Origin of the sequence: Parvibaculum sp. (assembly GCF_030694575.1) — a bacterium.
Classification (GTDB): Bacteria; Pseudomonadota; Alphaproteobacteria; order Parvibaculales; family Parvibaculaceae; genus Parvibaculum.
Genome location: NZ_JAUYUS010000134.1, coordinates 56,421 through 69,548, shown reverse-complemented (window position 1 = coordinate 69,548; position 13,128 = coordinate 56,421). Strand labels below are relative to the sequence as shown.

Here is a 13,128-nt window from a genome sequence, read left to right as displayed (position 1 = left end):
ATGAGCGACCCATTGAAGAATTCGGCCTGGCGGGACTGGCCGCTCGATCGTGAAATCGTTCTGGCGCGCGTCGTCGACGCGCCCCGAAATATCGTCTACGCCGCCTGGACGGACCCCGAGCAGATACAGGCATGGTTCGGGCCCGACGGCATGGTGATCGAAACCCGGGAGATCGGCCTCAATCCGGGCGGCGTCTGGCGCTTCGACATGGTCACGCCCGATGGCACGCGCTACAGCAACCGGATGATTTTCCTCCGCATGGAAGCACCCGCCCTCATCGAGGTCGAGCACGGTTCGGATCAGGACGACGATCCCGGCAAATTCAGAATGCTCGTCACCTTCGATGAACAGAGCAACGGCAAGACCGTCATCACGCTCCGGCAGATGCATCCCTCCAAAGCGCAACGCAACGAGAAGATCGGCTTCGGCGCCGTCGAATATGGCGGCCAGACGCTGGACAAACTCGCCCTTCACATCGCGAAACTCGGGAGCAAATGAACAACCATGCCGCTGACGCTCTATGCTCACCCTTTCTCGTCCTACTGCCAGAAGGTGCTCATGGCGCTTTGGGAAAACGATACGCCCTTCGCCTACCGGCATCTTGAAGAGCCGGGCGCAAGCGAGGAACTGGCCAGGCTCTGGCCGATCGCGAAGTTCCCCGTGCTGGTCGATGGAGACCGCACCATCGCCGAGACCAGCATCATCATCGAATATCTGGACCGGCAGCATCCGGGACAAGTCCGCTTCCTGCCGGACGATCCCGCCGCCGCATTGGAAGTGCGCCTGCTCGACCGCTTCTTCGATCAATACGTCATGAATGCCGCGCAGGTGGCGGTGAACGAGGCGCTTCGCCAGACGCCTGACCGCCTGCAGGAGGCGAAGGAGAGCACGGCAAGGGCGCTCGAAACGGCCTATGCCTGGCTCGAAAAGCGGCTGGACGGGCGCCAATGGGCCGCCGGCAACGATTTCTCGCTCGCCGATTGCGCCGCCGCACCGTCCCTCTTCTATGGCGACTGGATATACCGGATCGGCGATGCCCACCCGCAACTGCGCGCCTACCGCACCCGCCTGCTCGCCCGCCCCTCCTTCGCACGGGCCGTGGAAGAAGGCCGCAAATACCGCTCCTACTTCCCCCTCGGCGCCCCGGACCGGGACTAGCGAATAAATTCGTATACGGAATAAATATCGTCATTGCAAAAGAAGCGAAGCAATGCGGAAACCGCAAACACTAACTCCTCCACCACCCTCCCCCTGTGGGAGGGTCGAAATTTGCAAAGCAAATTTCGGGGAGGGGTAAGCAAGGAACCTAGGCGCATAACCGGCACTCACGCGCAGCGCGCGCCTGCCGCAACCGCCCATGGATCCCGGCTTCCGCCGGGATGACATTTTTGCTTTCGACTTATAAAAATCATTGTCACCCCGGCGAAAGCCGGGGTCCATGGGCCTCACGTCACAGAAAGATGCCCGCCTACTTCGCCAGCCGGTGCACGTGCCACACGGCCACGCCGAACACCACCATCGCACCCGCCTGATGCGCCGCGCCGAGCGGGATCGGCACCACCCACAGCACCGTCCAGATGCCGATGCAGGCCTGCGCCAACGTCGCAACAGCAAGCCACCCCGCGCTCGACGCCGCTGCCGTCTTCCGTGCCGTCCACCAGTGCCATGCCACGCAAAGCAAAAGCAGGTAAGCCGTCATCCGGTGCTGGAACTGCACAGTGAGATGGCTCTCGAAGAAATTGTGCCAGACGGGTGTCATCGCGAGGAGCCCGTCGGGAATGAACGCCCCCGCCATCAGCGGCCAGGTATTGTAGATCAGCCCCGCCCGGATGCCGGCGACGAACGCACCGAGGATCGTCTGCAGAAAGACCAGCGCCAGGATCGCCGCCGCCGCTTTCGCGAGCCCCGACAGAAGCCGCGTGCTCTTGCCGTTGACGAGATCGAGCGCCGTCCAGATCAGGGCGCCATAGATGAGCGTCGCGAGGCCGAGATGCGCGGCCAGCCGGTACTGGCTCACCTCCGTCCGGTCGGTCAGCCCGCTCATCACCATCCACCAGCCGAGCACGCCCTGCATGCCGCCCAGCACGAACAGGAAGATCAGCCGCGGCACCAGCGCCCGCTCGACGCGCCGCGTCGCGACGAAAAAGACGAAGGGCACGAAAAACGCGAGCCCGATCAGCCGGCCGAGAAAGCGGTGGCTCCACTCCCACCAGTAGATCGTCTTGAACTCGTGCAGCGTCATCCCCTTGTTCATGATCTCGTATTGGGGAATGCGCTTGTAGAGATCGAACTCCTGCTGCCAGTGCTCTTCGCTCATCGGCGGCAGCGCGCCCGTCACGGGTTTCCACTCGGTGATCGAGAGTCCGCTTTCGGTGAGCCGCGTGAGGCCGCCCACCACCACCATGATGAAGACGAGCGCCGCGACGCCGATCAGCCACCACGCGATTGCGCGATGGTTCGCGTCGGTCCTTTCGATCGCATCGATGCGGGGAAGAACGCTCATGGAAAATACTTACCCCCCTCCGCTACACGCGCCTAGCCGCAAACCGCCGCGGCAGGTCGCCGCGCTTTGCGCAAGCCGCGCGAATAGCTTATGAGAACCCGGTCCTTCGAAGCACGCACGAGATATCCCCCCATGCGCCTCGGCATTCGCACCCGCAAGCTCCTCGGCACGATCGTGCTGCTGACCTTCCTCGTGCTCTATTCGTTTCTGGTGATGACGATCGCGGTGAGCGGGCACCTGCCGGAACACGGCCTGGTGCAATTTCTCTACTACATCACCGCTGGTGTGATTTGGGCATTCCCCGCCAAATATCTCATCACCTGGATGGTCCGTCCGGACGAAGCGTAGAACTCACGCGGGTGAGACACGAATCTCCCTGCATGACATTTTTATGACAGTCCGGTGACAGTCAGCCGAAACGGCCGGTCACGATCTTGTTCATCGCGAGGATCGCGAGGAGGAAAATGAAGATCGGAAGGATCTGGCCAATCATGAGAAAAAATCCCTAAGCTCTGCTGCCTCATGGCCTTTTCGGGCCGACGAAAGAATGGTCGGAGCGGCCGGATTCGAACCGACGACCCCTTGTCCCCCAGACAAGTGCGCTACCGGGCTGCGCTACGCTCCGACTGCCGGTGTCCGAAGCGGAAGAATCCCCTTCGGAGGCGCGGAATATAGACGCCGCCTTTCATCGCGGCAACGGCTCAAACCCGCATTTTCAAATGAATTTTCAGGATTTTGCGGGGTCTCAGCCTTCCTCGTCCTCGCTCTCCCAAAGCGTCTCGTCGATCTCGTCCTTCAGCGAAATCAGATCCTCCAGCAGCACTTCCAGCCGCTTCTTCGCGCTCAACCCAAGCGGTTTTCCAGGCTCTTCCCGGTCCTCCTGCTCGCCGCGCTGCACCGCCTCGCGCGCGAGCTCGGCGAGCGACGTGTCGACGGTCCCGCGGCCCGTCTCCGCGACGAACTTAACGCCTTGTTCCCGAAAGACTTTCTGGACGCCCTTGATCGTGTAGCCGTCATTGTAGAGCAGCGTCCGAACGCCCCTCAGCAGGTCCACATCCTCGGGCCGGTAATAGCGCCGCCCGCCACCGCGCTTCAGCGGTCTGATCTGGTTGAACTTGCTTTCCCAGAAGCGCAGCACGTGCTGCGGCACATCCAGCTCGGTCGCAACCTCGCTGATGGTCCGAAACGCATCCGGTGACTTTTGTGTAGACAAATGAGGCCCCTGTTGGTGTTCCTCAATCCGATCTGCGAACCCGGACCTGCTCAAAGGATGTTCGCCTCGGCCGGTTAGTCGGCGGCAGCCGAAGCGGCCGAACCGTTGATCCGTTCCTTCAGCACATGGCTCGGCCGGAAAACCAGCACCCGCCGCGGCTTGATCGGAACCTCTTCGCCCGTCTTCGGATTCCGCCCCATCCGTCCGCCCTTTTTGCGAACGGAGAAGGACCCGAACGACGACAGCTTCACCGTGTCGCCTCGCGACAAGCAGTCGGCAATCTCGGCCAGCACCAGCTCAACAAGTTCCGCCGACTCGTTGCGCGACAGCCCGACCTCTTGATAGACCGCTTCGCTGAGATGCGCGCGCGTGACAGTTTCCCCCATGGCCTCCACCTCTGCAATTTCTCCTGCAGCCTATTGCCCGCCCGGAAACCCGTCAATATCAACGGGATGGCTGTTTTCCCTTAGGTAAGAGATTCAGGTTTTGTCCTAATTCCGCCGCCGATGCAAATCGGCCGCTCGCCTAGAACCTGAAGAGCAGGGAGCCCCAGGTGAAGCCGCCGCCCATCGCCTCAAGCAAGACAAGCTGGCCCCGCTTGATTCGTCCATCCTTAACCGCCGTATCGAGCGCCAGAGGCACGGAAGCCGCCGATGTGTTGCCCTGATCGGCCACCGTCAGCACCACCTTTTCCGGCGGCAATCCGATCCTTTTGGCCGTGCCGTCGAGAATACGCTTGTTCGCCTGATGCGGGACGAACCAGTCGATATCTTCCGCTTTCAGCCCCGTCGCCGCGAGCGATTCGCTGATCGCCTCCGCAATATTGACGACCGCATGCCGGAACACCTCCCGGCCCTCCATGCGCACATGTCCGGTCGACTGCGTCGACGACGGTCCGCCATCGACATAGAGCTTGTCCCGGTAGCGGCCATCGGAATGAAGATGCGCGGTCAGGATACCCTGATCCGAATTGTTCCCTTCGCCCGGCGCGCCCGTCACGACCACCGCCCCTGCACCGTCGCCGAAAAGAACGCAGGTGGTCCGGTCGGTCCAGTCCAGCAGCCGCGAAAAGGTCTCTGCGCCGATAACCAGCGCCGTCTTCGATTGGCCGGTCTTTATGAAAGTGTCCGCAATCGTCAGCGCATAAACGAATCCCGAGCAAACCGCCTGAATATCGAAAGCTGCACCATGGTGCAGCCCGAGCTCGGCCTGAACCGTCGCGGCGGTGGCGGGAAACGTTTGGTCCGGCGTCGTCGTTGCCAGGATGATCGTGTCGATCTCCTGCACGTCGATGCCGGCATGCTCGATTGCTTTCCGCGCCGCTGCCAGCGCGAGATGCGACGTGAGCTCTCCTTCCGCCGCGATATGCCGGCGGTGAATGCCGGTTCTTTCGACGACCCACTCATCGGTCGTATCGACGATTTTGGAAATATCTTCATTGGTCATGACGCGCGACGGCAAATAGCTGCCCACGCCGACGACAACGGTTCTGGTAACACTCACGACAGGACTGCCTCGGATTCCACTATGTCCGCATTTTCTTTTCTGTTCGCCACTGCGGTGGCGAAACCGCTCAACCGGTCGAGATCGGCAACGATCTTGCTGAGAAGATCGGCTGACGCGACATCGACCGCCACGTCGATCGCGGCGGCAAAACCGATCGCATCCGTGCCGCCGTGGCTCTTTACGACAAGCCCGTTCAGACCGAGAAAAACCGCTCCGTTCGATGCCCGCGGATCGAGCTTCTTGGCCAACGCCCGGAAGGCCCCGTAAGCCAGCAGGTAGCCGAGACGCGACAGCAGCGAACTGCGCATCGCCGCGCGCAGGTAATCGACAACCAGCCGCACCATGCCCTCTGCCGTCTTGAGCGCAATGTTTCCCGTATATCCATCGGTTACGATCACATCGACCGTGCCCTTTGCGATGTCGTCCCCCTCGACGAAGCCGTGGAAGTGCATGGGAAGGTCGGCCTCGCGCAACATCTGCGCCGCAAGCTTCACGCCCTCGGTACCCTTGACCTCTTCCTCGCCGATATTCAGCAGACCGACGGTCGGCCGCTCCAGATTGAATATCACCCGGGCAAACGCCTCGCCCATCACGGCGAACTGAACAAGCTGATAGCCGTCCGCGCCAACCGTCGCGCCCAGATCGAGAGCCACGCTCTCGCCCCGCGCCGTCGGCCAGAGCGCAGCGAGGGCGGGCCGCTCCACATTGGGCATGGTCTTGAGGATGACCTTCGCCATCGCCATCAGCGCCCCGGTATTACCCGCAGAAACGGCTGCCTGTGCCCGGCCCTCTTTCACCGCATCAATCGCGAGCCACATGCTGCTCGTCTTCCGGCCACGCCGCAGCGCCTGACTCGGCTTGTCCTCCATCGATACAGCAACGTCGGTATGGACGATCTCACTCACCGAGAGAACGCGCGGATGCTTCTCCAGAAGGGGCCGGATTTTCGTTTCGTCGCCGTAAATGAGAAAGCGCACGTCAGGGTGACGCACCGACGCAACCTCCACGCCGCCGATCACGGTCTCGGGACCGTGATCGCCGCCCATTCCGTCCAACGCTATCGTTAGTCCTCGCGTCACCCGGGACCCCCTCTATGTATCCGGCGCATCATGCGCGCAGCCGACACGCGCGCCCCGAAGATACAAGGTTGGGGGCCGCAGACAATAGCTTGAAATGGCAGCGAATCGCGCCAACTCAATAATTCTTCTTGAGTTTTTCCAGCACGGCAAAAGGATTCGGGGGGCTTTCCGAAGCGTCATCCTCATCTTCCACCGGGGCTTCGAAGGCAATGCCCGGCTTGCGGGGATAAGGGTCGATGGCGAGGGCGAGTTGCTCGGCGACAGCCTCCCCCACATCGATTCCATTGCCGGTCATCGGCTCCGGTGCGTCTTCGGCTTCGACATCGATGACGATTTCGCTTTCGGCCACGGGCACGCCAATTTCCGGTTCGATCATGTGAGCCGGCAGGTAACGCTGCGTGAACGACGTCTCGATCGACTGGCTGACGGGGTCGAGCGTCACCACACAAGACTGAACCACCTCCGCCTTGAAAGTACATTCGAGCGTCAGCCCGGCCTTCCGGTATGGTCTGATCCTGCCGGTACCGCTCAAATGCTTCACCTCGGCAACATCGTATCGTCTCGCCAAAGCCTTCAATGCCTTGGCATCGGCCGTGAACTTGATCTCGATGCCACTCGGCGGCACATCGTTGACGGTCACTATCCGGCTGAATTCCACGCCTATCTGCCGTGCCATCATTGCCCTCCCGCCAGATCGGTCATTCGGGGCGCCGCTTCCGGCGGTGACGCAAAAACCGCCCGCCCCGCCATCAATTCCGTCAACGGCTGTACAAGCAGCGTCTGGTCGGTGCGGCGGACATAGTCCGCCAGGGCAGCCATATGAGCCCCGGATGGCTGGGAGCCGCCAAATATGTTTCGTCCTATGGCGGCGTCGAGAAGCCCGTTATTCGCATCCCGCAGGCCCTCTTCGTACGCGTTGATACGGCCATAAAAAGATGAAGCCAGCGCCTTGATCTTCTTGCCGACGGAAAGGTCGCCGACCCCCATCTCGCGCAGTGTCTGGTCCATATCGTCGAACAGGATATCGAAGACCTTCTGACCCAGCGCCTTGCCCTCATCGCCACCGGCCCGAAGCCGCCTCAGCACCAGAAAGGTATGGAGAGCAACCATTTCGAATCGGCCTTCCACAGTGTCGGGAACACCGGTGTGAAGGTAGAATTGGGGTGATCGCGCCTGCGCCACCAGCGCCCCGTACAGCGCATAAGGCGCCTCGTCCCGTGGAGCCCGGCCAAAAATATTTTTCCATATCATGGCGCTCACTCCCACTCGCGGTATAGGTTTGGGCCCTTGCCGCATATGCCGATTGAATTTAGCGGGCGACAAGGGTAGGTCAACGATTGAACATTTTAGGCCCGAGGAGACCCGCGCCATGACACCGTCCCGCCTGCGCCGCCCCGTCCGGTCGCTTCTGACTGCGGCATGCCTTTCGCTGGCTATTCCAGCGCTGACAGCCTGCTCGCCGGTGGTCGTGGATCGCGGCTATATCTTCGACGCGAAAGATCTCGACAAGCTGCAGGCCGGTGCGTCCAAGGAACAGGTCCGGACCATCATGGGCTCGCCTTCCACAGTATCCACGGTGGACGGTGAGGCTTGGTACTACATCTCCAGCAAATTCGAAACCGTCGCCTTCTACCGGCCCGAGGAAATCGAGCGGACGGTGGCTGCCGTCTATTTCGACAAGACGGAAGCCGTTCAGCAGGTCGCCTATTATGGTCTCGAAGACGGCCAGATAGTGAACTTCGTGGATCGCAAGACCCCGACGCGCGGCAAGGAGCTCACCATTCTCGGCCAGCTCTTCGGCAATCTCGGACGCTTCAACAATCAGACCAGTGGTGGCCCCGCGGGCGGTCCCGGGGGCGGCCGCTGAGCCTCGCGCACTCTTTTCAACGGAAAGCCCCGCGGACCGCTCCGCGGGGCTTTTTTGTGCCTTCAGGGAGCGGCCACCGCCAGAAGATCGCATTCGACATCGCGAAGCACAGCGTTCGCAACACTGCCGATCAGCACTCTCTTGAGGCCGGATTGGCCGCGCGTCCCCAGCACAATCAATTCCGGCTTCATCTTGGCGACATTCGCCTTGATGACATCGATGGCGGCTCCTTCCTCGACAAGCAATTCAGGCTTCAGTGCGGTGAGCCCTTCGTTAGCCAGCATATGGAGCACCGCCGCATGCGCCTCATCGGCGACCGACACCACATATTCCTCGATCTTGTTCTGTTCGACATCCGCATAGCGCATCAGACCATCGGCAAGCGGCAGGAACGCATGCACTACGGCCAGGTCCTTGCATCCCAGAAATGAAACGCGCGAAGCGAACCTGAGTGCGTCGATCGAATGCATGGACAAATCCACCGCCGCCATTGCCCTGCGATAGGGAATTGCCGGGTCCAGATTGACCATCAGCACCGGCCGCCCGCATGACCTGATTACGCGTTCGACTGTCGTACCGACGAACACGTCGCGCAGAAGCTGCCGCCTGTGAGCACCCATCACCAGAAGATCCGGCTTCGTTTCGTCAGCCAGCGTCTTGATCGCAATAGACGCAAGGCCCCGCCAGATGTCGATGTCGGGCTTAAGTCCCAGCTGCTTCGCAAAGGGCGCCACGGATTCTTCAATGATATCTGCGGCCCTGGACGCCTCATCCTCGACCAATGACTTCGGCTGATCGTCGTCGACCACATGAACGATCCGGACATGGGCGCCATAGGCTGCAGCCAGCGCCATCCCCCGGGCGACGGCCTTGTCCGAGCGGCTGGAAAGATCGGTGGCGATCAGAATGGTTTTCAGCCCCGAAAGGCCATAGCTTCCGCTTTCATTCGACATTGTCGTCTCCGCTGCCATAACCATTTCAATCGATCGCGAACGGAATCGGCTTCCGGAACAGCCGTTCCATTGCCCGTTCCGCCGCGTCCGCAAATGGACTGAGCACAATATCCGCTCCTTTTTGCCGAAGCAGAGCCATATCGCTTTCACTCCGAGCGATCACGGCAATATGCCCGCCATAACCGCGGTGCCGGAGCGCTTCGATCAGGGTAATACGAGGATCTTCATGCGTAATGCCGATCTGATGAGGCGGCACCGCCAGAATGACATAGTCGACCCCGGCGATAGGCAATATGTCGCACATATCCGGATCGAGAAGATCGCCATACATCACCGCCGCGCCACTGTCCTTCCATTGGCGGATCACATCGGGATCGAAATCGATGCCAAGTACGTTGAGCCCGCTTTCGGAAAACCTTGAATACAGAGCTCTTCCATAACGGCCCAGACCGAGCAAAAGCACATCGTAGCGTTGCGTCTCGTCGCCATCCGCATACTGCTCCTCACGATGTGCCACACGCCTTTCAAAAACGCCGAGAAACCGTTCCACAGCAATATATAGCCGTTGCGAGTAAAGGATCATGTAGGTCGACAGACCGATGGTGATCACGCCGACAAGCGTCACAAGCCCGACCGCTTCTTCGGTTACATGCCCAAGCGCAAGCCCCATCGCAACGAAAATCAGGGAAAATTCGCTGATCTGCGCCACGGTCAAACCCGCCAGAAATCCGGTGCGTTTCCTGTAGCCCATCGCGCCCATGATAATCATGACGATGAGAGGGTTGCCGATCAGCACGAACAGCGACAGGAAGAGAGCATCGCCGACCGCATCTCCCACGACCCGCAGATCCAGATGCGAACCGAGCGATATGAAGAAAAAGACAAGGAGAAAATCGCGCAAGCTTCCAAGGCGGGATGCAATGGCTTCGCGGAACGGTGTGCTGGCGAGCGCCACTCCCGCAATGAGACCGCCCAGTTCCTTGCTGAAACCCAGATAGTCTCCAAGAGCGGCGAAGGCTGCGGCAAGACCGAGTGCGAAAACAATCAGAAGTTCGGGCGCCTTCGCCATGCTTTGGAGAAGCGGGTTGGCGATCTTCAGGACGAATAGCCACAGCAGCACGAGAGGCACAGCACCTGCGGCGAGTGCAAGCAGGGCCTGGATCATGCCCGCATCGCTGCCCGACCCGGCGGTCATCGCCGACATCACAGCCATCGCGACCACAACGGCAAGGTCCTGAACGATCAGGAAGCCAAGCGCTATCCTGCCATGCAGCGCATCCAGCTCGCGCTTATCCGACAGGAGCTTGACGATGATGATCGTGCTGGAGAATGTCAGCGCGACAGCGACATAAAGGCTCATCAGCACAGGCATGCCCAGCCCAAGGCAGATCAGGAATCCGGCGATGGATGTAAACGCGATCTGCCCGAGACCTGTACTCAGCGCCACGGTGCCCAGCGTCCGAACCAGATTGAGGTCGAGCTTGAGTCCGACCAGGAACAGGAGCAGCGTTACGCCCAACTCGGACAAAAGCTGAAGATGATCGGTCGAACGAACAATGTCGAAGCCCGCCGGCCCCGCCAGCATTCCGACAATAATGAAACTGACGATCATCGGCTGGCGCAGTCGCAGCCCGATCACGCCGACAACGGAGGCGAGCATCAGAAGCGCCGCAATCTCGTAAAAAACGGATACTTCCGGCACCTCGTCCGTCCCTCCCTCGGTGTTGGGTGCTAGTGTTCAATCAAAGCGGCGCCCGGTCAAATGCACCCGTTGCCGCAGCCACATGAAAAGGCCCCGCGGATCGCTCCGCGGGGCCTTTGTCTTTTCGGCTGCCGGCTTTAGTGCGCGAGCACGGCGAGCAGGAGAAGGGCCACGATGTTCGTGATCTTGATCATCGGATTGACGGCCGGGCCCGCGGTATCCTTGTAGGGATCGCCGACTGTGTCGCCCGTGACGGCGGCCTTGTGAGCTTCGGAGCCCTTGCCGCCATAGTTGCCGTCTTCAATGTACTTTTTCGCATTATCCCATGCGCCGCCACCGGACGTCATGGAGATCGCGACGAAAAGGCCCGTCACGATGACGCCGAGGAGCATTGCACCGACCGCGGAGAATGCAGCCGATTTGTCGGCGATGCCCAGGATGATGAAATAGAGCACAACGGGAGACAGTACGGGCAGCATCGAGGGAATGATCATTTCCTTGATTGCCGCCTTGGTCAGCATGTCCACCGCCCGCGCGTAGTCGGGCTTGGAGGTGCCGGCCATGATACCCGGATCGGCCTTGAACTGACGCCTGACTTCCTCGACGACGGAGCCCGCCGCGCGGCCAACCGCCGTCATGCCCATCGAACCGAAGAGGTAGGGCAGCAGGCCGCCGATGAAGAGGCCGATCACCACATAAGGGTTCGAGAGCGAGAAGTCAGGGCTGACGCCTGCGAAATACCCATAGGTATCGGAGTTCGCCGCGAAGAACTTCAGGTCTTCCGTATAAGCCGCGAACAGCACCAGCGCGCCGAGACCCGCGGAACCGATCGCATAGCCCTTGGTGACCGCTTTCGTCGTATTGCCGACGGCATCGAGCGCGTCGGTGGTCTTGCGGACGTCGGCCGGAAGATCGGCCATTTCCGCGATGCCGCCCGCATTGTCGGTTACCGGACCGAAGGCATCGAGCGCGACGACCATGCCGGCGAGCGCAAGCATCGTGGTGACGGCGATCGCGATGCCGAAGAGGCCCGCGAGACCATAGGTCACCAGAATGCCGACAACGATCACAAGCGCCGGCAAAGCCGTTGCTTCCATCGAGATCGCGAGGCCCTGGATGACATTCGTGCCGTGCCCCGTAGCCGAGGCCGCAGCCACCGACTTCACCGGGCGGAAGTTCACGCCGGTGTAGTATTCGGTGATCCAGATGATGAGGCCGGTAACGATCAGTCCGGCAACGCCGCAGATGTAAAGATCGAAACCGGTGAATGCTTTCCCGCTGACGGTGTAAACGGTTTCGAGGCCGATCACGCTGCCGGTGACGAAGTAGAGCGCGACAAGCGACAGGAGGGCCGAGGCGATGAACCCCTTGTAGAGCGCGCCCATGATGTTGTTGCTCTTGCCGAGCCGCACGAAGAACGTGCCGATAATCGACGTCACGATGCAGGCCGCACCGATCGTGAGCGGATAGAGCATCATGCTGCCAAGGCCTTCGCCAACGAAGAAGATCGAGGCGAGAACCATGGTCGCGACGACCGTCACGGCATAGGTTTCGAAAAGGTCGGCCGCCATGCCGGCGCAATCGCCGACATTGTCGCCCACGTTATCGGCGATGGTCGCCGGGTTGCGCGGATCGTCTTCCGGAATGCCTGCTTCGACCTTGCCCACAAGATCGCCGCCCACGTCGGCCCCCTTGGTAAAGATGCCGCCGCCGAGACGCGCGAAGATCGAAATCAGCGAAGCGCCGAAACCGAGCGCCACGAGCGCGTCGACAACTTCGCGCGAGCCCGCCTCGTAGCCAAGATAAACGGTGAGCACAGCGAAATAAACCGAGACCGCGAGGAGCGCGAGGCCGGCGACGAGCATGCCCGTCACGGCACCCGACTTGAACGCAACGCCGAGGCCTGCCGCAAGGCTGACGCTAGAAGCCTGGGTCGTCCGCACGTTTGCCCGAACCGAAACCAGCATGCCGATATAACCGGCAGCACCCGACAGCGTCGCGCCGACGAGGAAGCCGACGGCAACCTTCAGCGTCAGCAGATACCAGACGATGACGAAGATGACGGCACCGACAGCCGCAATGGTGGTGTACTGGCGCGCGAGATAGGCGCTGGCACCTTCCTGGATCGCCGCGGCGATCTCTTGCATGCGCGCATTGCCCGCGTCCATCGCCAGCACCGAGCGTACAGCCCAGACACCGTAGACGAGCGCAAGCAAGCCGCAGCCGATAATAGCCCACAAAGCAGTGCTCATTGTTTTGTCCTTAGGTTCCTTGACGGATTAACCGGCGGGAATTTCCACTCAGC

Annotated in this window: 14 protein-coding genes and 1 tRNA gene; 4 read left to right on the top strand and 11 right to left on the bottom strand. The window is 61.0% G+C overall.

Going from position 1 to position 13,128, the window contains the following annotated elements; genetic code table 11:
- Together Q8S60_RS18755 and Q8S60_RS18750 are read left to right on the top strand one after the other, a co-directional pair.
- Positions 1-498 (top strand): SRPBCC family protein, encoded by a 498-nt coding sequence (locus tag Q8S60_RS18755; RefSeq protein WP_305278030.1) that lies wholly within the window; start codon positions 1-3, stop codon positions 496-498.
- Positions 499-504: 6 nt separating this feature from the next.
- Entirely contained in the window at positions 505-1,158 is a 654-nt protein-coding gene (locus Q8S60_RS18750; protein ID WP_305278031.1) for a glutathione S-transferase family protein, read from the top strand.
- Positions 1,159-1,468: 310 nt separating this feature from the next.
- Here Q8S60_RS18750 and Q8S60_RS18745 read toward each other — a convergent pair whose 3' ends face one another.
- Positions 1,469-2,503: a COX15/CtaA family protein gene (locus Q8S60_RS18745; RefSeq protein ID WP_305278033.1), complete on the bottom strand. Its 1,035-nt coding sequence runs from the start codon at positions 2,501-2,503 to the stop codon at positions 1,469-1,471.
- Positions 2,504-2,635: 132 nt separating this feature from the next.
- Here Q8S60_RS18745 and Q8S60_RS18740 point away from each other — a divergent pair, with 132 nt between their 5' ends.
- Entirely contained in the window at positions 2,636-2,851 is a 216-nt protein-coding gene (locus tag Q8S60_RS18740; RefSeq protein ID WP_305278035.1) for a DUF2842 domain-containing protein, read from the top strand.
- Between the two features lie 200 nt (positions 2,852-3,051).
- Here the strand turns inward: Q8S60_RS18740 and Q8S60_RS18735 are convergent.
- The 7 genes from Q8S60_RS18735 to Q8S60_RS18705 form a co-directional block, all read right to left on the bottom strand.
- Positions 3,052-3,128, bottom strand: a tRNA-Pro gene (locus Q8S60_RS18735).
- A gap of 120 nt (positions 3,129-3,248) precedes the next feature.
- Complete coding sequence (locus Q8S60_RS18730; RefSeq protein WP_305278036.1) at positions 3,249-3,716, bottom strand: MerR family transcriptional regulator; 468 nt, start codon at positions 3,714-3,716, stop codon at positions 3,249-3,251.
- A gap of 74 nt (positions 3,717-3,790) precedes the next feature.
- Positions 3,791-4,102: an integration host factor subunit alpha gene (locus tag Q8S60_RS18725; protein WP_370867296.1), complete on the bottom strand. Its 312-nt coding sequence runs from the start codon at positions 4,100-4,102 to the stop codon at positions 3,791-3,793.
- Positions 4,103-4,241: 139 nt separating this feature from the next.
- Complete coding sequence (locus tag Q8S60_RS18720; RefSeq protein WP_305668775.1) at positions 4,242-5,219, bottom strand: beta-ketoacyl-ACP synthase III; 978 nt, start codon at positions 5,217-5,219, stop codon at positions 4,242-4,244.
- Positions 5,216-6,301 carry a phosphate acyltransferase PlsX gene (gene plsX / locus Q8S60_RS18715; RefSeq protein WP_305278043.1) on the bottom strand — a complete coding sequence of 362 codons (1,086 nt, stop codon included), beginning with the start codon at positions 6,299-6,301 and terminating at the stop codon, positions 5,216-5,218. The genes Q8S60_RS18720 and plsX overlap by 4 nt, the downstream gene beginning before the upstream one ends.
- Before the next feature lie 115 nt (positions 6,302-6,416).
- Entirely contained in the window at positions 6,417-6,977 is a 561-nt protein-coding gene (locus Q8S60_RS18710; protein WP_305278045.1) for a DUF177 domain-containing protein, read from the bottom strand.
- Positions 6,977-7,552, bottom strand: coding sequence for a ubiquinol-cytochrome C chaperone family protein (locus Q8S60_RS18705; protein WP_305278047.1), 576 nt, complete (start codon positions 7,550-7,552; stop codon positions 6,977-6,979). The genes Q8S60_RS18710 and Q8S60_RS18705 overlap by 1 nt, the downstream gene beginning before the upstream one ends.
- 118 nt (positions 7,553-7,670) lie before the next feature.
- On the opposite strand from Q8S60_RS18705, the gene Q8S60_RS18700 reads away from it, so the two are divergent.
- A complete protein-coding gene (locus Q8S60_RS18700) occupies positions 7,671-8,168 on the top strand; it encodes an outer membrane protein assembly factor BamE (protein WP_305278049.1) in 498 nt (165 codons plus the stop codon).
- A gap of 62 nt (positions 8,169-8,230) precedes the next feature.
- Here Q8S60_RS18700 and Q8S60_RS18695 read toward each other — a convergent pair whose 3' ends face one another.
- The 3 genes from Q8S60_RS18695 to Q8S60_RS18685 all read right to left on the bottom strand — a co-directional run bounded on the left by Q8S60_RS18695 (position 8,231) and on the right by Q8S60_RS18685 (position 13,075).
- On the bottom strand, positions 8,231-9,121 hold the full coding sequence (locus Q8S60_RS18695; RefSeq protein WP_305278051.1) for a universal stress protein: 891 nt from the start codon (positions 9,119-9,121) through the stop codon (positions 8,231-8,233).
- A gap of 25 nt (positions 9,122-9,146) precedes the next feature.
- The gene (locus Q8S60_RS18690) at positions 9,147-10,823 is read right to left on the bottom strand and encodes a cation:proton antiporter (protein ID WP_305278052.1); all 1,677 of its coding nucleotides are present in this window, start codon (positions 10,821-10,823) and stop codon (positions 9,147-9,149) included.
- 137 nt (positions 10,824-10,960) lie between these two features.
- Positions 10,961-13,075 carry a sodium-translocating pyrophosphatase gene (locus Q8S60_RS18685; RefSeq protein ID WP_305278053.1) on the bottom strand — a complete coding sequence of 705 codons (2,115 nt, stop codon included), beginning with the start codon at positions 13,073-13,075 and terminating at the stop codon, positions 10,961-10,963.
- Positions 13,076-13,128: the final 53 nt, after the last annotated feature.